We start from the raw sequence: 21,168 nt of genomic DNA on the forward strand, positions 1-21,168 counted from the left end.
TTTTTATTTTCATAGAAAAAAAATGGCCAGATTCATAAGAACCCAGCCATTTTTCAAATTTTAAGCTAAAACAATAAATTAAGCTTTTTCTACGATCTCAACCAAAGTCCAAGACTTAGTCTTAGAAATTGGACGACACTCGCGAATACTTACGATATCGCCTTGGCTACAAGAATTATTCTCATCGTGAGCATGGATCTTAGTTGTACGACGAATAAATTTTCCGTAAATTGGATGTTTTACGAAACGTTCAATTGCAACAACAATTGATTTATCCATCTTGTCACTAATTACACGCCCTTGAAGTGTACGAATAGTTGCTTCGCTCATTACGCACCTGCCTTGCTATTTAACACAGTTTTTACACGTGCAATATTGCGACGAACTTGCTTCAGTAAATGAGTTTGTGAAAGTTGACCTGTTGATTTTTGCATACGTAAGTTAAATTGCTCACGTAACAATTCTAAAAGTTCAGCTTTCAATTCTTCAACTGATTTGTCTTTTAATTCGTTCGCGTTCATTACATCACCGTTCGAGTTACAAAGGTTGTTTTAAATGGTAACTTAGCAGCAGCTAAAGCAAAAGCTTCACGAGCAAGCGCTTCTGGAACACCTTCCATTTCATATAAAACGCGACCCGGTTGAATTTGGCATACCCAATATTCAACACTACCTTTACCTTTACCCATACGTACTTCAAGCGGCTTTTTAGTAATTGGCTTGTCTGGGAACACACGGATCCAGATTTTACCTTGACGCTTAACATGACGAGTCATAGCACGACGAGCTGCTTCAATTTGACGCGCAGTCATACGACCACGTTCAGTAGCTTTTAAGCCATAGGTACCGAAGCTTACTTTGTTACCAGTAGTAGCATTACCACGGTTGCGCAATTTAAACTGCTTGCGAAACTTGGTTCTTTTTGGCTGTAACATTATCGGTCTCCTTGCGGCTTACGACTTTTACCCTTAGGTTTACGGTCGTTTTTCTTTGGCTCTTCAACTTGGTTAGCTAAAGGTAAACCACCTAAAACTTCACCTTTAAAGATCCAAACTTTAATACCAATGATACCGTAAGTGGTTAAAGCTTCTGCTGTAGCGTAGTCGATGTCCGCACGTAATGTGTGTAACGGTACACGACCTTCACGATACCACTCTGAACGAGCGATCTCAGCGCCGCCTAAACGACCACTTACTTCAACTTTAATACCTTTAGCACCTAAACGCATTGCGTTTTGTACCGCACGCTTCATAGCACGACGGAACATAACACGGCGCTCTAATTGGCCAGCAATACCTTCAGCAACTAACTGAGCGTCTAGTTCAGGTTTACGAACTTCGCTAATGTTAATTTGCGCAGGTACACCCGCTAATTGAGCTACTTTTAGGCGTAATTTTTCAACGTCTTCACCTTTTTTACCGATTACGATACCAGGACGAGCTGTGTGAATCGTTACACGGATACTTTTAGCAGGACGCTCGATCACGATACGTGATACAGACGCTTTTTTAAGTTCTGCTGTTAAGTACTTACGTACTTGTAAGTCACTGCTTAAAGTAGAAGCGAATTCGTTAGAATCTGCATACCAAGTAGCGCTCCAAGGTTTAGTGATACCAAGGCGAATACCGGTAGGATGAACTTTCTGACCCATTACTTCTTCTCCTTGCTATCTGAAACAACCACACTGATGTGGCTGGTGCGCTTGATGATACGGTCTGCACGGCCTTTCGCACGAGGGCGAATGCGTTTCATAACCGGACCTTCATCAACAAAGATTTTACCAACGAATAATTCGTCGATATCAGCACCTTCGTTGTGCTCCGCATTAGCGATAGCAGACATTAATACTTTCTTGATTAAGTCAGCACCTTTTTTAGGGCTGAACGTCAAGATGTCTAAAGCCTGTGCAACTGGTAAACCACGCACTTGGTCAGCGACCAAGCGACCTTTCTGTGGAGAAAGGCGGGCAAATTTGTGTTTAGCTAAAACTTCCATCATTTACCCCTTACTTTTTCTTCGCCTTTTTATCAGCAGCATGGCCGCGATAAGTACGAGTTGGCGCAAATTCACCTAATTTGTGACCGATCATTTCATCAGTTACAAACACAGGAACGTGTTGACGGCCATTATGGACAGCGATGGTCAAACCAATCATATCAGGAATGATCATTGAGCGACGTGACCAAGTTTTAATAGGTTTCTTGGCCCCACTTTCCACCGCTGTTTCAACCTTCTTCAACAAGTGTAGGTCAATGAATGGACCTTTCTTGAGAGAACGTGGCATGGTGTTTCCTCACAAAATTATTTAGAACGACGACGTACGATATATTTATCAGTACTCTTATTTTTACGCGTTTTGTAACCTTTGGTTGGTGTACCCCAAGGTGATACTGGATGACGGCCACCAGAAGTACGACCTTCACCACCACCATGTGGGTGATCAACCGGGTTCATTGCAACACCACGAACAGTAGGTCGCACACCGCGCCAACGCGAAGCACCCGCTTTACCTAATTGACGAAGCATATGCTCAGCATTACCTACTTCACCAACAGTTGCACGGCAATCCGCTAATACTTTACGCATCTCACCAGAGCGTAAACGTAAAGTTACATAAGTGCCTTCACGAGCAACGATTTGTGCATAAGCACCAGCAGAACGTGCTAATTGAGCACCTTTACCAGGCTTTAATTCTACCGCGTGTACAGTTGAACCAACTGGAATATTACGCATTGGTAAAGCATTACCCGCTTTGATTGGTGCATCAACACCAGAAGCGATTGCGTCACCAGCACTTACACCTTTAGGCGCAAGAATGTAACGACGCTCACCATCTGCATATAATACTAATGCGATGTTTGCACTACGGTTTGGATCGTATTCTAAACGCTCAACTTTAGCCGGAATACCGTCTTTGTTACGTTTAAAGTCGATTACACGATAGTGCTGTTTGTGACCACCACCAACATGACGTACCGTGATACGACCATTGTTGTTACGACCACCTGACTTAGAGTTCTTTTCAAGCAAAGGAGCGTATGGTGCACCTTTGTGCAACTCAGGGTTAACCACTTTAACTACGTGGCGGCGACCCGGAGATGTAGGCTTACACTTAACTATAGCCATGATTCATATCCTCCTATTACTCAGCGCCGCCAATGAAATCTAATTCACTGCCTTCGGCTAACGTGACATAAGCTTTTTTCCAATCGCTACGGCGACCGAAACGAGCACCAAAACGCTTAGTTTTACCTTTCACGTTTAATGTGCGAACGCTTTTAACTTTCACGTCTTCAAAAAGTAATTCTACAGCTGCTTTGATTTCTGCTTTAGTAGCATCTTTCAATACTTTAAATACGATTGTATTTTCAGTTTCAGCAGTTACAGTTGCTTTCTCAGAGATGTGAGGACCTAAAATAACTTTTAGACAACGTTCTTGACTGATCATGCTAACGCCTCCTCAAGTTTTTTCACTGCACCAGCAGTAATTAAAACTTTTTCAAAACCAATTAAGCTAACTGGATCGATACCTTGAGTGTCACGAACGTCAACTTTAACTAAGTTACGAGCCGCTAAGAATAAATTCTCTTCAATCTCTTCAGTTACGATTAGAACATCTTTTAATTCTAATTCGTTTAACTTAGCCGCAAGTGCTTTAGTTTTTGGTGTTTCAACAGAGAACTGCTCAACAACAACTAAACGATCTTGACGGATCAATTCAGATAAAATGCTACGGATTGCACCGCGGTACATTTTACGGTTTACCTTTTGGCTGTGATCTTGTGGGCGAGCTGCGAAAGTCACACCACCTGAACGCCAAATTGGGCTTTTAACTGTACCAGCACGTGCACGACCTGTACCTTTTTGACGGAATGGTTTCTTAGTAGAACCAGTCACTTCAGCACGAGTCTTTTGCTTACGAGTACCTTGACGCGACGCTGCTGCATAAGCAACAACCACTTGGTGAACGAGTGCTTCGTTAAACTCAAGTCCAAAGGTCGCTTCAGAAACTGTAAGCGCGCCAGATGCGTCTTTTAATGCTAATTCCATCATCTGTCTCCTTTGACTTAGGCTTTAACAGCCGGTTTAACGATAACGTCACTATTAGTAGCGCCTGGGATAGCACCTTTAACTAATACTAAGTTACGCTCAGCATCAATACGAACCACTTCTAGGTTTTGAGTCGTTACACGCTCAGCACCCATGTGGCCACTCATTTTCTTACCTTTGAATACTTTACCAGGTGATTGGTTTTGACCAATTGAACCAGGAGCACGGTGAGATAATGAGTTACCGTGTGTCATATCTTGACGGTGGAAGTTCCAACGTTTGATAGCACCAGCGAAACCTTTACCTTTAGACGTACCAGTAACATCTACTTTGTTAACATCAGTTAAGATATCAACTTTGATTTCAGCACCAACTTCAATGCCCTCGCCTTCGTTATCACCTAAGCGAAATTCCCATAAACCACGACCAGCTTCTACATTTGCTTTAGCAAAGTGACCCGCTGTAGGTTTGTTTACGCGATTTGCTTTTTTAGTACCGGTGGTAACCTGAAGTGCACGGTAACCGTCAGTTTCGACAGTTTTAACCTGAGTGACACGGTTGGCTTCAACTTCGATAACCGTAACTGGTACAGAAGCGCCATCTTCAGTGAAGATACGAGTCATACCAACTTTACGTCCGACTAAACCAATAGCCATGTTAATAACCTCTTACTTTCAAATTGCTGGTTAGCCAAGGCTGATTTGAACATCAACGCCTGCAGCCAAGTCTAATCTCATCAACGCATCAACTGTTTTTTCAGTTGGCTCTACAATGTCTAACATACGCTTGTGAGTACGAATTTCGTATTGATCACGAGCATCTTTGTTAACGTGAGGTGAGATCAAAACAGTGAATTTCTCTTTGCGAGTTGGCAAAGGGATCGGACCACGCACTTGTGCGCCGGTACGTTTTGCTGTTTCAACAATTTCCATCGTTGATTGGTCAATCAGACGATGATCGAATGCTTTCAATCGAATGCGAATTCTTTGATTTGGCATTGACCAAGCTCCAGTAAATAAAGAACGAAATAAATTAAACCCGCCCAAACCTTACTTTCATTTATGTAAAGTGGGTGAGTTCGTGTCATGTTGACTCACAATTGGAGTCGTTGTATTCACATTAACTAAACGGCTAAACCGTAAATTTTAATTAATGAGCCGCTTTAAATCTAAATCAGGGCGTACCCTATAAGCGGTGGTGGCGTATTATACAAATATTTTTATTATGTGCAACTTTTGTTTGGTTAAAACAATAGATTTTCTTCGCTTTTCTGATTGAGCTTAGTTTTAAATGGTTAATTATATCTGTAGTTTGCCATTTAAGCGCTCAATGCTACAGGCATAAAACCGGCTAAAGCTTGATCAACAAGGCGATCTCAACCGCTCAGAACTTTGATAGGAACGATAGAAGTTTTAAATGATAGCTATATTAGATATATAAAGGGTACTTACGGTAGTTGTCATTAGCTAGCTGATAGAAACTTAAATGATTTAGCTGACGGGCACTACTATATACTTATTACTTTTATTAATCTAAATGAGCATTCAAATCCGCAACCGTCAATACATCTAGCGCGATTCATAATCTATCGAACAATTATCAGACATCAGAGATTCAAATATAAGAGAAACAAAAGCCATTTTCCTTCCACATTACTAATACATTCATTAATTAGCTGGCTTTCAGCTTAATAAATACCCTATTTTGTTTGGGTTTTAAGCCGTGCAATAAAAGTGGTAAAATGGCATTAAACAAACCCGCTGAAATACTGTTTGAAAAAAATCCAATCAAAATACTCAATTTTGTGGTATAAAGTGCGCCCTTTTTTCAAACACTGTCTTAATTCAAAGTAAATTGGAGAGTCAATGCCAACTTCTATGCCTGACGTAGCCAACCAATCTTCAGCTCAACACGAAGGTGTTCTGGATTGGGTTGGAATGAGTGAAATTGAAGTGCCTGTCATGGTTGAAGCAAAAGGAGAGGCTATACGCCCTGTAAGCGCAAAAGTTGAAGCTTTCGTTAACCTTATCCAAGCTAAAGCCAAAGGTATTCATATGTCTAGGCTTTATTTGTTACTTGATCAACTATCAACAGAAGGCAGTTTAACCAAAGCGTCTTTAGTTGAATTGTTAGCTAATTTTATTGCCAGCCATGAAGAATTAAGCGACAAAGCTTATATCAAATTTAGTTTTGATTACCACATGCGCCGCAAATCATTAATTAGCGGAAAACAAGGTTGGAAAGCGTATCCAATTACGATTATTGGCTGTGTGAGAAATGGCGAAACTCATGTTGAAATGAAAATTGATGTCCCTTATTCGTCAACTTGTCCATGCTCAGCAGCGCTGGCTCGCCAACTCATTCAAAAAGCTTTTGAAGAAAAGTTCAGCGGACAGAACCAGATAGACAGTGAATTAGTGCATCAATGGCTAGGAACAACGGAAGGAATAGTTGCTACACCTCATAGCCAGCGTAGCACAGCCGAAGTTAAAGTAAAACTGAGTCAGGAAGTTCAAGATTTCCCGATTACAGATATTATCAACTTAGTTGAAGGCGCTTTAAAAACCCCTGTTCAAGCAGCTGTTAAACGTGAAGATGAGCAAGAGTTTGCCCGTTTGAACGGCCAAAACCTAATGTTTTGTGAAGATGCAGGCCGTCGTTTAAAGCATGCTTTAAACAGTGTTCCGGCTTTCACTGATTTTTGGGTAAGAGTAAACCATTTTGAATCATTACATGCACACGATGCAGTTAGTGTTTCAACCAAAGGAATAGCAGACGGCTACTTGCCGTATTAAATTTTTATCTATGGATACCGAATAAATATTCACTAAGAATTTTTACTTATATATCTATAGATAAAAAATAGTTTAAAAAATGGAAAAACAAGTTAACCGCAATTTAGTTAACTTTAGCAACACAATTGCAGATTTTAACTGCAATTTAATGAGATGTAATTTAATCAACGGTGGTTACACTGCATCTTTAACGTACAAGTCTTAGATTGATCTTTTTATAATAAATAGTTATTGTATTAGGTTCTGTCGAAAAAATTACTGAATGAAAATTTACATGGTTAAACCTAAGCTCTCGGGTTCGCTAAAAAAGACCCCGATCAAGCTAGCGGAAACCGTGGGCCTCGGAGGTTTTGATGAAACTATATGACGCTAGCCAAGCAAAAGACAACTGTGGTTTTGGCCTAATTGCGCATATGGATGGCGAAGCGAGCCATAAATTGGTTCGTACCGCGATTAGCGCGTTAGATCGAATGAAACATCGCGGTGGTATTGCTGCTGATGGAAAAACAGGTGATGGTTGTGGTTTATTAATGCAAAAACCAGACACCTTCTTTAGAGCAATTGCAGAAGAAAATAACTGGAAACTTGCGTCTAATTATGGCGTGGGTACGGTATTTTTAAGTCAAGATAATGAAAAATCAGCTGCAGCCAGAGCAATTATTGAAGAGGAACTTGAAAGAGAAACTCTGACTGTTGTTGGCTGGCGAGTTATGCCTACTAACCCTGAAATTTTGGGTGAAATAGCCGCTTCTCAATTACCTCGTTTTGAACAAGTTTTTGTAAATGCGCCTACTGGTTGGAAAGATGTAGATTTAGAGCGTCGTTTATATATTGCGCGTCGTCGTATCGAAAAACGAGTGAATGACGATGATTTCTACATTGCGACCTTATCTGGTTTAGTCACTGTATTCAAAGGCTTGGTTATGCCTGCTGACTTACCTGCATTTTATCAAGATCTTGCCGATCTTCGTATGCAGTCAGCTATTTGTGTATTCCACCAAAGATTCTCGACCAATACTTTACCTCGCTGGAAACTAGCGCAACCATTCCGTTTCTTAGCGCATAATGGTGAAATCAATACGATTAAAGCTAACCGTCAATGGTCACAAGCGCGTACAAGCAAGTTTTCTTCCCCTATCCTACCGGATATGGAAACAGCTGCACCTTACGTAAATACTGATGGTTCGGATTCATCTTCACTAGATAACATGCTAGAGCTATTATTAGCTGGTGGTATGGACTTATTCCGTGCGATGCGTTTATTAGTGCCGCCTGCATGGCAAAACAACCCTGATATGTCGCCAGAGCTTAAATCTTTCTATGAATTTAACTCTATGCACATGGAACCTTGGGATGGCCCAGCCGGTATCGTATTAACCAATGGTCGTCATGTTGCCTGTAACCTTGACCGTAATGGTTTACGTCCGGCACGTTATGTTATTACTTCAAACCGTTTTATCACGCTTGCTTCAGAAGTTGGTATCTGGGAATACTCGCCTGATGAAGTAGTTGAAAAAGGCCGTGTAGGTCCGGGTGAAATGTTAGCCGTTGACACAAAAACAGGTCAGCTATGGCGCACCAATGAAATTGACCAAGATCTAAAAGATCGCCATCCGTACAGAAAATGGTTAGATGGTCACATTCAACATTTAACACCTTATGAAGCTTGTGAAACCACTAAAGCGGGTCATCGTAACTTTAATAATGAAGAGCTAGCGGTTTACCATAAATTATTTAACTACAGCTATGAAGAAATTGATCAGGTAATTAAAGTATTATCGATTAATGGTCAAGAAGCTGTGGGCTCTATGGGTGATGATACACCTATGGCGGTATTGTCTCGTAAACAACGTACGCTTTACGATTATTTCCGTCAGATGTTTGCTCAGGTAACTAACCCGCCAATTGACCCATTACGTGAAAACCATGTAATGAGTTTACAAACTTGTATTGGCCGTGAGCAAAACGTATTCAGTGAAACAACTGGACATGCTCATAGGGTATTGTTTGAATCACCTGTATTAACGAATACAGATTTAGCTCAGCTTAAAGCTTTAGAAGCAAAATATTATGCATCTGAAAGTTTCAGCTTAAATTACAATCCACAGCAAGAAAAACTAACTCAAGCAATTGATCGTGTTGTTGCTGAGGCAGTAACAGCGGTTCGTGAGCGCAAAGCAGTTATTTTAATCTTATCAGATAAAGATATTACAAAAGGCAACTTGCCAATTCCTGCGGCTATGGCGGTAGGTGCATTACAGCAAGCATTAATTGAAAATCAATTACGTTGTGACAGCAACATTGTGGTTGAAACTGCATCTGCGCGTGACCCACATCACTTCGCAGTATTAATTGGTTTAGGTGCTACAGCGATTTACCCTTATCTTGCTTATGAAACAATCGAGCAATTGGTTGAGCAAAAAGCACTTGAGATTGATCCTCAAAAAGCAATCAGTAACTATCGTAAAGGTATTGGTAAAGGCCTATTTAAGATTATGTCTAAAATGGGTATTTCGACTGTTGCCAGTTATCGTTGTTCTCAACTGTTTGAAGCAATCGGTATCAATAACGAGGTTATGGAAAAATGTTTCCGTGGTGTAACTAGCCGAATCCAAGGTTCTGATTTTTCAGATTTTGAACAAGATATTATTAATCTTGAGCGTATTGCTTGGTTACCACGTAAGAAAATGACACACGGTGGCTTATTAAAATTTGTTCACGGTGAAGAGTATCATACCTATAACCCAGATGTGGTTACTACACTGCAAACAGCCGTTAAATCAGGTAACTATGAAGATTACAAAGTATTCTCTGATTTAGTTAACAAACGTCCGGTTGCTTGTATTCGTGATTTATTAGGTGTTAAAGCCGGTAATGCAATTGATGTTAGCGAAGTAGAAGCTGCGGAAAACTTATTCCCACGTTTCGATACTGCGGCGATGTCAATTGGTGCATTAAGCCCAGAAGCTCACGAAGCACTAGCCATTGCAATGAACCGTTTAGGCGGTAATTCAAACTCTGGTGAAGGTGGTGAAGACCCTAAGCGTTACGGTACAGAGAAAAACTCAAAAATTAAACAGGTTGCTTCTGGTCGTTTTGGTGTAACTCCGCATTATTTAGTTAACGCAAGTATTATCCAAATTAAAGTCGCTCAGGGTGCAAAACCAGGTGAAGGTGGTCAGTTACCAGGTGATAAAGTTAATCCATACATTGCAACGTTACGTTACTCTGTACCGGGTGTTACTTTGATTTCACCACCACCGCATCATGATATTTATTCTATTGAAGATTTAGCTCAGTTAATTTTTGACTTAAAACAAGTTAACCCAACTGCGCTTATCTCAGTTAAATTAGTATCTGAACCAGGTGTTGGTACTATCGCAACAGGTGTTGCTAAAGCTTATGCTGATTTAATTACCGTATCGGGTTACGACGGCGGTACAGCAGCTAGCCCATTAACATCGGTAAAATACGCAGGTTCACCATGGGAATTAGGGGTTGCAGAAACTCAACAAGCACTTGTTGAAAACAACCTACGCCATAAAGTACGCCTGCAAACAGATGGTGGCTTAAAAACAGGTTTAGACGTAGTAAAAGCGGCGTTATTAGGTGCTGAAAGCTTTGGTTTTGGTACTGGTCCTATGATTGTTTTAGGTTGTAAATACTTACGTATTTGTCACTTAAATAACTGTGCAACAGGTGTTGCAACACAGGACGAAAAATTACGTGAGAATAACTTCCACGGTTTACCAGAAATGGCAGAGAACTACTTCCGCTTTATCGCGCAAGAAGTTCGCGAAATCATGGCATCGTTAGGTGTAGCTAAATTTGACGACTTAATTGGCCGTACTGATTTATTAGAAATCTTAGAAGGCGAAACAGTTAAGCAACAACGTTTAGATTTATCACCTTTATTAGTGGATAACGTACCTTCAGCAGCAACAGCCCGTCACTGTACTGAAGCAAAAAATCCACCTTACGATGAAGCATTACTAAACAAACAAATTTTAGCTGATTGTAAAGACGCAGTTGCCAGCAAATCTGGTGGTGTATTCCGCTATTCAGTTAAAAATACCGACCGTTCAGTTGGTGCATTATTAAGTGGTGAAATTGCTAAACATCACGGTAATAGTGGTATGAATCAAAACCCAATCACAATTAACTTAACCGGTGCTATCGGTCAAAGTTTTGGGGTTTGGAATGCTGGCGGTTTAAATCTTATTTTAACCGGTGATGCAAACGACTATGTTGGTAAAGGTATGGCTGGCGGTAAGCTAGTTGTGCGTCCACATAAAGGCGTTAGCTATAAATCACATGAAAGTGCAATTGTTGGTAATACCTGTTTATACGGTGCAACTGGCGGTAAATTATTTGCAGCTGGTCGTGCAGGTGAACGTTTTGGTGTTCGTAACTCTGGTGCAACAGCTATTGTTGAAGGTACTGGTGATAACTGCTGTGAATATATGACCGGCGGTATCATGGCTATCTTAGGTACAGTAGGTGTTAACTTTGGTGCGGGTATGACTGGTGGTTTTGCTTACATCTTAGATGAAAACAATGACCTAACCAGCAAACTAAACAAAGAACTGGTTGAAGCAACAGAATTTGCTGATAAAACAATTTTAGTAGAACACTTACGTGGTTTGATTAATCAACACTTTGAAGAAACAGGCAGTGAAAGAGCGCAAGATATTCTTGCAAACTTTAATGCTTATTTACCTAAGTTTAAATTGGTTAAGCCAAAAGCAAATGACGTAAATAACTTACTTGGTCACATCAGTCGTTCTTCTGATGAGCTAAGAGTTGAGATCAAGTAAGGAGAAGCAGATGAGCAAAAACGTATATCAATTTATGGATGTAGAGCGTATTGATCCGCCAAAGAAGCCGATTAACACGCGTAAAATTGAGTTCGTAGAAATTTACGAACCTATGAGCGGTGAACAAGCTGCTGGCCAGGCAGATCGCTGCCTGGACTGTGGTAACCCATACTGTGAATGGAAATGTCCAGTTCACAACTATATTCCACAATGGTTAGATTTAGCCAACCAAGGTCGTATTTGGGAAGCCGCTGAACTATCACATAAAACCAACAGTTTACCTGAGGTTTGTGGTCGTGTTTGTCCACAAGACAGATTATGTGAAGGTTCATGTACACTTAATGCTGAATTTGGCGCTGTAACCATTGGTTCAATTGAAAAATACATTACTGACACAGCCTTTAAACAGGGCTGGCGTCCGGATATGTCACAAGTTGTAAAAACGGATAAAAAAGTTGCGATTATTGGTGCAGGCCCTGCTGGCTTAGCAGCAGCGGATGTATTAGTTCGTAACGGTGTAAAACCAGTTGTTTTCGACAAATATCCTGAAATTGGTGGCTTATTAACTTTTGGTATTCCTGCATTTAAGTTAGAAAAAGATGTTATGACTTTACGTCGTGAAATCTTTGAAAACATGGGTATTGAATTTGTTTTAAATACAGAAGTAGGTAAAGACGTTCAATTCCAAGAATTAGTAGACCAATACGACGCTGTATTTTTAGGTATGGGTACATATAAATACATGAAAGGCGGATTCGAAAACGAAGACGCGCAAGGTGTATATGACGCATTACCTTTCTTAATTGCTAATACAAACCGCCAAATCGGTTTTGAAAAATCACCAGAAGAATTCATCGACATGAAAGACAAAAAAGTTATCGTGTTAGGTGGTGGTGATACAGCAATGGACTGTGTTCGTACGTCTATCCGTCAGGGTGCAACTGAAGTAACTTGTGCTTACCGTCGTGACGAAGCCAACATGCCGGGTTCACGTCGTGAAGTTCAAAATGCACGTGAAGAAGGTGTAAACTTCGTATTTAACTTACAACCAATTGGTGTGAAAGTAGATGCTAACGGCAAAGCAACTGGCATTGAGTTTGTTAAAACTCAAATGGGTGAACCAGATGCAAATGGTCGTCGCCGTGCTGAAAAAGTTGAAGGATCAGAACACGTTATCGAATGTGATGCGGTAGTAGTTGCATTTGGTTTCCAGCCAAATCCTGCACCTTGGTTAGCAGATTATGGTGTTGAGTTAGACCAGTGGGATCGTGTAAAAGCGTCTGCTGATTCAACATTCAAATATCAAACCGCTAATGAAAAAATCTTTGCTGGTGGTGATATGGTTCGTGGCGCTGACTTAGTTGTAACTGCAATTGACGAAGGCCGTAAAGCAGCCGAAGGTATTTTAGATTATTTAGAGATTTAATTCTCAATTAACCTAAACGAAAAAAAGCCGACATTTGTCGGCTTTTTTGTATCTGTCTGACCCGTCCTAAATAAGGTTTAAGCATGAGTAAAATTGAACGCCAACAAATCAGACAAACGATCAGAGCAAAACGTCAAGCCTTGAGTAAGGTGCAACAAAGCGCAGCCCAAATAGCAGTTAAGCAACAAGTTGCCCAACTTGAGTTAATAAAGCCAGACAGCAAAGTGGCCGTTTATTTAACCAACGATGGCGAACTAAACCCAGCATCTATTATTGAATTTGTCTGGCAGCAAAATGCAAAGGTTTATTTGCCAGTGCTCCACCCTTTTGCCAAAAACTATCTGGCTTTTTTTGAATATAATCAAACCACAGCGTTAACTCATAACAAGTTTGGCATAGCTGAGCCAAAATTGAACGCTCAAACCATTTGTCCGGTCAATAATTTGGATATTATATTTTTGCCTTTAGTAGCTTTTGATGCTCAGGGAAACCGAATGGGAATGGGTGGTGGATTTTATGACAGAACCTTTGCCAATGCTCATCCTCAACAAAAACGCATTGGACTAGCTCACGACTGCCAGCAGCTTGACGCTTTACCCACCGAAACTTGGGATGTGCCGCTTGATATGTTAATTACCCCAACTCAGATAATATTCCCACGTAGAGACCTAAGTTGAGGTAATGGATTTAACCTTTATTGCTCCGAATTGGTATCAGGCTCTACCACTTCTGTTTTAGTTTGAGTTGGCACTAATTCGTCACTATTGAGTATTTTTTGATTAAAGTGATTAAAACGATTCACCACATCAATCAACTCATTACCGGTTAACTTAAACTGCTGATTAAATACCTGATTAACTATAGATTCTAAATCCTGCTCTTCGGCCAAGTTTTGTTGACGTTTTTCAACCAGGTCCATTAAATCTTTCACATAATCATTAAGCGGTTGTTTAACCGTTTGTGGTAAGTCTGCTTTATTTTGCTGGTTAGATTGATAATTACTTACCGCACTATAACTTTGGCTAGCATAAGTTTTTTGCGACAAATTCATCGCAAAATGACTAATTTGCTCATCATCAAACCCTAGTTTTTGAGCTTGCTGATAAGCAGCTTGCACATCACCCTGATAAAATGAGCCTGATACTTTAGTAACCTGATTAACCAAATCGCCAATTGCTTTGAGTTCATCTTCGTTTAACTCACCTTCAACTGAGAATGCAAAACTATTAGATTGAAAATAAGCCTGATTCCACTGTGTTTGCTGGCTGCTTTGAGTCTCACCATTCTGGTTTACTTGTGTTAACGATTGTTGCTGTAATTGCTGTTGATAAGCCTGAATGCTAGCAAAGCTAATATTAACTGTATCCCCTTCTTTAGTTTGCAAAGAGATACTGCCATTATTTTCCTGTTTGTATTCACTGCTATATTCAACCGAGCTTGCTGATGTGCTTTCCTCTTCATCTGGATTAAATTTTTTATATAAATCATCCAAACGTTGATTAATTAACTCGTGCGCTTTGTTAATACCTGTTGCTAGTTCGTCTTCACTGTCTTTATCTATGCCAAGCTCTTTACGAGCCGCATTAACGCCCATCTCAACCCCTTTTCGGGCTTGCTGGAGCATTTCGTTTAACTCATCTTGCGAAGCTCCACTTTTTGCGGCACTGGTTAATGCGCCCTCAACAAAATTAAGGACATTTTTAGCAACTTCCTCAAAATCGAATAAAGATTGGTTATCGCTTTCTTTAATCGTCGGAATTTCAAATGGCTTTAATGCTTTGCTCGCATTAGCAGAAAATCCTTCCAGATTGCTGGCTAAAGAACTATGTAAAATAGTCATATTGAGCTGCTGTTTAGAAAAGCTTTGCAGGTGAATCTCAACGGCTGATTCTGCTTGTTTAGCTTGAGCAGACTGGGCTGAATTTTTAGCGTCAGCCGCTTGCTGCGGTATCGTTTTTTTAGACGATTCTGCCGAGTTGGTATTATTGGCCAGATTCGATTTTACGTTTGAAATATCCATTGCATTAACCCTTAAATCACTACCTTATTTTATATCGGCCAAAAACGAATAAAATTTAATCATTTTTTTTGAATAAGCACATTATAAACTGGCATTCACTTTTCAACTCAGTACAATACGCCTTTTTTCAGCAAGTGGTAGCAGAATGCGAGTAGATCAAATCGATATTAGTCAATATGACGCCCTTTTACAGGAAAAACAGCAAACAACTCTGAACCTGTTTAATGGTTTGAATTTACCCGCCAAAACCAATCTGGTTGCATCCCCAAATAAAAATTACCGGCTCAGAGCAGAGTTTAGAGTTTGGCATCAAGATGATGACAGCTTTTATATAATGTTTGATCCGGCCACAAAAGAAAAATTCAGAGTTGATTATTTTATTCCCGGCTCTGAGTTGCTCAACCAATTAATGCAAGCTGTTCGTAACTACTTTTTAGCAAACGAGACTTTGCGTTTTAAACTTTATCAGGTTGATTTTTTAACAACATTAAGTGGCGAAGCATTAGTCAGCCTGATTTATCATAAAAAATTAGATGATAAATGGTTAGCAGAAGCAAAAGCCCTTAAACAAACACTTAATCAAATTGCTCCGGTTAATATAATTGGCCGCGCCCGAAAACAAAAAGTGTTGGTTGAGCAAGATTATGTCACCGAAAAATTAACTGTTGCAGGTCAAACCTATAGCTATCAACAAGTTGAAAACAGCTTTACTCAGCCAAATGGCTTAATTAATCAAGCAATGCTTGAATGGGCCAGTTCGATTAGTGCGCAGCTAAATGGCGACTTGCTTGAGCTATATTGTGGTAACGGTAATTTTAGCATTGCACTTGCTAAATATTTTAATAAAGTGCTGGCAACTGAAATTGCCCGTACGTCAGTCAAATCAGCCCAGCATAATTTAACGGTTAATCAGATAAGCAATACCATTATCGGGCAGTCTTCAGCCGAAGATTTTTCGGCTGCTTATTTTGATGGAAAAGCGGTTAAATCATTAAAAGAATTAGATTTATCGGCTTATCAGTTTAATACTATTTTGGTTGATCCGCCTCGCGCAGGGTTAGATCAACAAACCGTCGAACTGGTCAAAAAATTCGATAACATTATTTATGTTTCGTGTAACCCTGAAACATTAAAAGATAACCTGCTGGACATACAGCAAACGCACCAAATTAAAGATTTAACTTTATTCGACCAGTTTCCTTATACCCACCATATCGAAACCGGTGTTTGGCTAACTCGCAGATAACTGTTTAATCGTTACCGCAGCCCCGTTTGTAATTAATCTGAGCTGAATCGCTAAGCGATCAGCCACTAAACGGCGCTGCTCTTCAGCCATATCAATCACTTCTGCCCCAGCATTAAAAACCAGCTTAACCATAGCTTCGGCCTGAATAAACGCAAAATCATGACTGCATTTTTGCGACTGGCTAATATAATCGCTTAGCTCAGCAATAAAATGCATAATTTCACGCGATACCGCAGCTCTAAAATCATCTGATGTACCGGATCTGGCTTGTAATAAAATTCTAAATTCACTTTCATGAGTGGTTAAAAAGTCCATAAAAGTTTCTATCGAAGTATTAATAACCGAACCTTCAAGCGCAATTCTTTGTCGGGCTGAGCGCATTAACTGCCTGAGCAATAATCCAGCTTCATCAACTAAAGTTAAACCTAACTCATCTAAATCTTTAAAATGTCTGTAAAAAGAGGTGGGCGCAATCCCGGCTTCACGGGCGACTTCACGCAAACTTAAATTTGAAAAATCATGATTCGCAGATAATTGCTTAAATGCAGCCTGAATTAACGCTCGTCTGGTTTTTTCTTTTTGCTGCGCTCTTACACCGGGCATAAAACTGTCTTAACAATAAATAAAGTGAATTTATATCATAAGCCAATTTAACCAATTACTTAACAGCTAGCTTAAATTTTGTCAGCTTGGGTAGGTTTTTATTTATTTTTAGCGTACACTTGTACGCCAGAAATAGTAAAATTATTTTTACCTCTTGAGGAAAGCATGAAAAAAGCTCCAATCTCATGGCTTAATTTAAGCATATTTTTAATTACAGGCCTTATCGCTTTATTGTTAGTGCCTTGGTACGCTTTCACCGTTGGGTTTACCCTAACCGAAATTGTCGCAACCATTTTATGTTTAGGTTTTTGTGGCATGTCGATCACCGCGGGTTATCATCGACTTTGGTCACACAAAACTTACGACGCTCATCCATTGGTTAAATTTGTTTTAGCAATTGGCGGCGCTTTTGCTTTGCAAAACAGCATACTGCACTGGAGTTCAGATCACCGAAATCATCATAAGCATGTTGATAATAACGATAGAGATCCCTACAGTGCCAAACGTGGTTTCTGGCATTCTCATATTGGCTGGATGCTGCGTGAATATCAGGGTGATGAATACAAAAACTATAATAATTGTAAAGATTTACAAAAAGATAAAATTGTTGTCTGGCAGCATAAATATTATGTACCACTAGCAATTATCACCAACTTTGGTATCCCGCTCGCCATTGGTTTAATCACCGACAGAGTCATCGCCTGCTTATTGAGTATTGGAGTATTACGTTTAGTATTGAGCCATCACTTTACATTTTTTATTAACTCGCTGGCACATATTTGGGGAAAACAAACTTATACTAACGCTCACACCGCCAGAGATAACGCATGGCTTGCGTTTTTAACTTATGGCGAAGGCTATCATAATTTCCATCATACGTTTGAGTACGATTACCGCAACGGTATTAAATGGTGGCATTTTGATCCAACCAAATGGTTTATAAAATCATTAAGCTGGTTAGGTTTAACCCACAAACTTAGAACCGCGAGCGAAGAAAGAATCGAGCAAGCTAAAACCAAACATAAAATGCAATTAATGCGTGAACATTTAACTCAACACCCACACCATCATGTATTGCTTGAGAAGTTGGAAGCCGAGTATGAAATATTAATCAGCCGGATGAGTGCTTTTTACACTGCCAAAAAACAGCTGATTGAATTTAAAAAACAAAAATTAGAAGCCGATTATCGAACTTCTGATATTTATCTACAGTTTTTAGAGCTTAAGCAAAAACTAAATGAACAGAAACAACTTTTTTTGAAGTTTAACCTTACACTCCAAACTGCGTAAAGATGTAGAAGTAGATATATAGATATATCTACTCACATTAGCCTATATGAATAAAGCTTAAATTTTATTGATCTTATTGATATTTTTCTCAGTAAATGTCATATCTATACGCTAGAATAGGTAGAATAATTTCAGCAATAGGATGAGACTGCTTGTGACTACTGAAAAAAAATCAAAACCTTCAACCGCTCATAATTCAGATACCAAAACTCAGTTTGATTATGATGCTATCGTAATTGGAACTGGCCCGGGTGGCGAAGGTGCAGCCATGGGGCTGGCTAAAACCGGTTTAAGAGTAGCAATAATCGAAAAACACTCATCAGTGGGTGGTGGCTGTACTCACTGGGGTACAATTCCATCTAAGGCTCTTCGCCAATCTGTATCGCAATTAATCGACTTTAACCATAACCCTTTATTTAGCGATAATACCCGTGAAAAACACCTGACTTTTCCGCAGATTTTAAGACACGCAGAAGGGGTAATCCGCCAGCAAACTCATTTAAGAGCAGGCTTTTATAAAAGAAACAGGGTCACGGTTTTAAAAGGCGAAGCCTCATTTCAAGATAAGCACACCATCTTAATTACTCATGACGATGGCTCAAGCCAGTCATTAACCACTAAAAATATCGTTATCGCAACTGGCTCTCGTCCATATCGCCCTGCCGATGTCGATTTTAATTCTGGCCGAATTTATGACAGTGATACCGTTTTATCACTTCACCACGACCCACGTACCATAATCATTTATGGTGCTGGGGTTATTGGTTCTGAATATGCCAGTATTTTCCGTGGGTTAGGAGTAAAAGTAGATTTAATTAATACCCGCGAACGCCTACTGTCGTTTTTGGATAATGAAATTTCTGACGCTATCAGTTATCACTTAGGCAATAGTGGCACTGTGATTCGCAATGGCGAAGAATATGCCAGCATTACCTGCCAAAATGACGGCGTGGTTTTAAAAACTAAATCAGGCAAACGCTTTAAAGCCGATTGTTTATTATTTGCCAATGGCCGAACCGGTAATACAGATAAACTCAATTTATCTGCTGTCGGTTTAAAAGCGGATGGCAGAGGGCAGCTTAAAGTAGATCAACATTATCAAACCGAAATTGATAACATTTTTGCCGTTGGTGATGTAATAGGTTATCCGAGCTTAGCGAGCGCAGCTTACGATCAAGGCCGCTTATGTGCCAATTTTATTACGCAGGGTGAAACACACTCACATTTAATTGAGGATATTCCAACCGGTATTTATACCATTCCAGAAATCAGTTCAGTTGGTAAAACAGAGCAAGAATTAACCGCAGCTAAAATTCCTTATGAAGTGGGCAAAGCGCAATTTAAACATCTTGCACGCGCACAAATTGCTAACTCAACAATTGGCGGTTTAAAAGTTTTATTCCATCCAGATACTAAAGAGATTTTAGGCATACATTGTTTTGGTACAGCCGCATCCGAAATCATTCATATCGGACAAGCCATAATGCAACAAAAAGGTGCAGCTAACACAGTTGAATACTTTGTGAATACCACATTTAACTACCCAACAATGGCCGAAGCCTACCGTGTAGCAGCATTAAACGGGTTAAATCGACTTTTTTAAAAAAGGAAAACAATAGCCAATATTGTTTTCCACACCCCGAAATATTTGACTGTTAATCAAAAAAGCCAATCTGTTGATTGGCTTTTTTATTACAAATCATTTTATCTTAATCTAAGCTTTGTCGACAAATTCTTGAAGCTATTCATCAACTAAATAAACTACTTTTGGTGATATTTACCGCTTAACTCAGTAACTGCCTGAATAAATGCACCTGCATTTTCCGGTGAAACATCTGGCGTAATACCATGCCCTAAATTAAATACATGACCAGTCCCGTTGCCAAAACTCGCTAAAATACGTTCAACTTCTTCTCGAATCTTTTGCGGTGTTGCATGTAAATAAGCAGGATCCATATTACCTTGCAAGGTTACTTTATCACCCACTCTACGTCTGGCGTCACCAATATCAATTGACCAGTCTAAACCAACACCATCACAACCAGTTGCAGCAATGCTTTCAAGCCATAACCCGCCACCTTTGGTAAATAATACAACAGGTACACGCTCACCATTTTTGGTTAAGTTTAAACCATCTATAATTTTCGCCATATAATCTAGCGAGAACTCAGCATAGTCTTTTTGGCTTAATACCCCACCCCAAGTATCAAAAATCTGCACAGCTTGAGCACCAGCGTCGATTTGAGCATTCAAATAATCAATCACAGATACAGCTAGTTTATCTAATAAAGCATGCAAAATTTCAGGCGACTGATAAGCCATTTTTTTGATTTTTGCAAACTGACGGGTACTGCCACCTTCAACCATATAAGTTGCCAAAGTCCAAGGGCTACCCGAAAAGCCAATTAAAGGAACATCACCATCCAAAGCTTTATGAATCGTGGTCACCGCATCCATTACGTATTTTAAATCACGATTAGAATCAAGATTTTTAAGTGACTTAACATCAGCTAAAGACTGTACGGTTTTTTCAAACTTAGGACCTTCTCCAGTTTCAAAATATAAACCAAGTCCCATTGCATCTGGAATTGTTAAAATATCTGAAAATAAAATAGCCGCGTCTAACGGGTAGCGTCTTAATGGCTGTAATGTAACTTCACATGCAAGTTCAGGGTTTTTACATAATGACATAAAGTCACCTGCCTGTGAGCGAACTTCTCTGTACTCTGGTAAATAACGGCCTGCCTGACGCATCATCCAAACTGGCGTTCGGTCAACTGGCTTTTTAAGTAATGCATCTAAATAACGTCTGTTTTTAAGTGAGCTCATATTTATTCCTATACAGAGTTTGCAAAACCACCCGCAAACCACATTAAAATTACATAAATTAAAAAAAAGTATATTTTTTGTTGCAAACGATAA

Annotated in this window: 21 protein-coding genes; 7 read left to right on the forward strand and 14 right to left on the reverse strand. The window is 39.7% G+C overall.

Features of this window, described 5'->3' with window-relative positions; translation table 11 throughout:
* Positions 1–78: 78 nt before the first annotated feature.
* From rpsQ to rpsJ, 11 genes are read right to left on the reverse strand one after another with little or no spacing between them, the layout of a single operon-like run.
* Complete coding sequence (gene rpsQ / locus N7931_RS12065) at positions 79–330, reverse strand: 30S ribosomal protein S17 (protein ID WP_262794377.1); 252 nt, start codon at positions 328–330, stop codon at positions 79–81.
* Positions 330–521, reverse strand: a complete 192-nt coding sequence (rpmC, locus tag N7931_RS12070) for a 50S ribosomal protein L29 (protein WP_262794378.1) — start codon at positions 519–521, stop codon at positions 330–332. Before rpmC ends, rpsQ begins: the two co-directional genes overlap by 1 nt.
* Positions 521–934, reverse strand: a complete 414-nt coding sequence (gene rplP / locus N7931_RS12075; protein WP_262794379.1) for a 50S ribosomal protein L16 — start codon at positions 932–934, stop codon at positions 521–523. The genes rpmC and rplP overlap by 1 nt, the downstream gene beginning before the upstream one ends.
* Entirely contained in the window at positions 934–1,650 is a 717-nt protein-coding gene (rpsC, locus tag N7931_RS12080) for a 30S ribosomal protein S3 (protein WP_262794380.1), read from the reverse strand. Before rpsC ends, rplP begins: the two co-directional genes overlap by 1 nt.
* Positions 1,650–1,994 carry a 50S ribosomal protein L22 gene (gene rplV / locus N7931_RS12085; RefSeq protein WP_262794412.1) on the reverse strand — a complete coding sequence of 115 codons (345 nt, stop codon included), beginning with the start codon at positions 1,992–1,994 and terminating at the stop codon, positions 1,650–1,652. Before rplV ends, rpsC begins: the two co-directional genes overlap by 1 nt.
* Before the next feature lie 10 nt (positions 1,995–2,004).
* The gene (gene rpsS, locus N7931_RS12090) at positions 2,005–2,283 is read right to left on the reverse strand and encodes a 30S ribosomal protein S19 (protein WP_262794381.1); all 279 of its coding nucleotides are present in this window, start codon (positions 2,281–2,283) and stop codon (positions 2,005–2,007) included.
* A gap of 17 nt (positions 2,284–2,300) precedes the next feature.
* Positions 2,301–3,125, reverse strand: coding sequence for a 50S ribosomal protein L2 (gene rplB / locus N7931_RS12095; RefSeq protein ID WP_262794382.1), 825 nt, complete (start codon positions 3,123–3,125; stop codon positions 2,301–2,303).
* 16 nt (positions 3,126–3,141) lie between these two features.
* A complete protein-coding gene (rplW, locus tag N7931_RS12100; protein ID WP_262794383.1) occupies positions 3,142–3,447 on the reverse strand; it encodes a 50S ribosomal protein L23 in 306 nt (101 codons plus the stop codon).
* Positions 3,444–4,049, reverse strand: coding sequence for a 50S ribosomal protein L4 (gene rplD / locus N7931_RS12105; protein WP_262794414.1), 606 nt, complete (start codon positions 4,047–4,049; stop codon positions 3,444–3,446). The genes rplW and rplD overlap by 4 nt, the downstream gene beginning before the upstream one ends.
* Positions 4,050–4,066: 17 nt before the next feature.
* Complete coding sequence (gene rplC, locus N7931_RS12110) at positions 4,067–4,705, reverse strand: 50S ribosomal protein L3 (protein ID WP_262794384.1); 639 nt, start codon at positions 4,703–4,705, stop codon at positions 4,067–4,069.
* Positions 4,706–4,735: 30 nt separating this feature from the next.
* Positions 4,736–5,047: a 30S ribosomal protein S10 gene (gene rpsJ / locus N7931_RS12115; RefSeq protein WP_262794385.1), complete on the reverse strand. Its 312-nt coding sequence runs from the start codon at positions 5,045–5,047 to the stop codon at positions 4,736–4,738.
* A gap of 867 nt (positions 5,048–5,914) precedes the next feature.
* Here rpsJ and folE2 point away from each other — a divergent pair.
* The 4 genes from folE2 (at position 5,915) to N7931_RS12135 (ending at position 13,764) form a co-directional block, all read left to right on the forward strand.
* A complete protein-coding gene (gene folE2 / locus N7931_RS12120; RefSeq protein WP_262794387.1) occupies positions 5,915–6,844 on the forward strand; it encodes a GTP cyclohydrolase FolE2 in 930 nt (309 codons plus the stop codon).
* 353 nt (positions 6,845–7,197) lie between these two features.
* A complete protein-coding gene (gene gltB, locus N7931_RS12125; RefSeq protein ID WP_262794388.1) occupies positions 7,198–11,661 on the forward strand; it encodes a glutamate synthase large subunit in 4,464 nt (1,487 codons plus the stop codon).
* A 10-nt stretch (positions 11,662–11,671) separates the two neighbouring features.
* Positions 11,672–13,087, forward strand: coding sequence for an FAD-dependent oxidoreductase (locus N7931_RS12130; RefSeq protein ID WP_262794390.1), 1,416 nt, complete (start codon positions 11,672–11,674; stop codon positions 13,085–13,087).
* 83 nt (positions 13,088–13,170) lie between these two features.
* Positions 13,171–13,764, forward strand: coding sequence for a 5-formyltetrahydrofolate cyclo-ligase (locus N7931_RS12135; protein WP_262794391.1), 594 nt, complete (start codon positions 13,171–13,173; stop codon positions 13,762–13,764).
* Positions 13,765–13,781: 17 nt separating this feature from the next.
* Here the strand turns inward: N7931_RS12135 and N7931_RS12140 are convergent, their stop codons facing one another.
* Positions 13,782–15,107: a DUF5610 domain-containing protein gene (locus tag N7931_RS12140; RefSeq protein ID WP_262794393.1), complete on the reverse strand. Its 1,326-nt coding sequence runs from the start codon at positions 15,105–15,107 to the stop codon at positions 13,782–13,784.
* 145 nt (positions 15,108–15,252) lie between these two features.
* On the opposite strand from N7931_RS12140, the gene trmA reads away from it, so the two are divergent.
* Positions 15,253–16,353 carry a tRNA (uridine(54)-C5)-methyltransferase TrmA gene (gene trmA, locus N7931_RS12145; protein WP_262794394.1) on the forward strand — a complete coding sequence of 367 codons (1,101 nt, stop codon included), beginning with the start codon at positions 15,253–15,255 and terminating at the stop codon, positions 16,351–16,353.
* On the opposite strand, the gene fabR is transcribed toward trmA, so the two are convergent.
* Positions 16,339–16,956 (reverse strand): HTH-type transcriptional repressor FabR, encoded by a 618-nt coding sequence (fabR, locus tag N7931_RS12150; RefSeq protein WP_262794395.1) that lies wholly within the window; start codon positions 16,954–16,956, stop codon positions 16,339–16,341. The two genes, trmA and fabR, sit on opposite strands and share 15 nt — an antisense overlap.
* Before the next feature lie 165 nt (positions 16,957–17,121).
* Between fabR and N7931_RS12155 the strand changes: the two genes are divergently transcribed.
* Both N7931_RS12155 and sthA read left to right on the forward strand, forming a co-directional pair.
* Positions 17,122–18,246 carry an acyl-CoA desaturase gene (locus N7931_RS12155; protein ID WP_262794396.1) on the forward strand — a complete coding sequence of 375 codons (1,125 nt, stop codon included), beginning with the start codon at positions 17,122–17,124 and terminating at the stop codon, positions 18,244–18,246.
* 154 nt (positions 18,247–18,400) lie between these two features.
* Positions 18,401–19,849 (forward strand): Si-specific NAD(P)(+) transhydrogenase, encoded by a 1,449-nt coding sequence (gene sthA, locus N7931_RS12160; RefSeq protein ID WP_262794398.1) that lies wholly within the window; start codon positions 18,401–18,403, stop codon positions 19,847–19,849.
* Positions 19,850–20,007: 158 nt separating this feature from the next.
* Here sthA and hemE read toward each other — a convergent pair whose 3' ends face one another.
* Positions 20,008–21,075 (reverse strand): uroporphyrinogen decarboxylase, encoded by a 1,068-nt coding sequence (gene hemE, locus N7931_RS12165; RefSeq protein ID WP_262794399.1) that lies wholly within the window; start codon positions 21,073–21,075, stop codon positions 20,008–20,010.
* Positions 21,076–21,168: the final 93 nt, after the last annotated feature.

Source organism: Catenovulum sp. 2E275 (assembly GCF_025515275.1).
Taxonomy (GTDB): domain Bacteria; phylum Pseudomonadota; class Gammaproteobacteria; order Enterobacterales; family Alteromonadaceae; genus Catenovulum.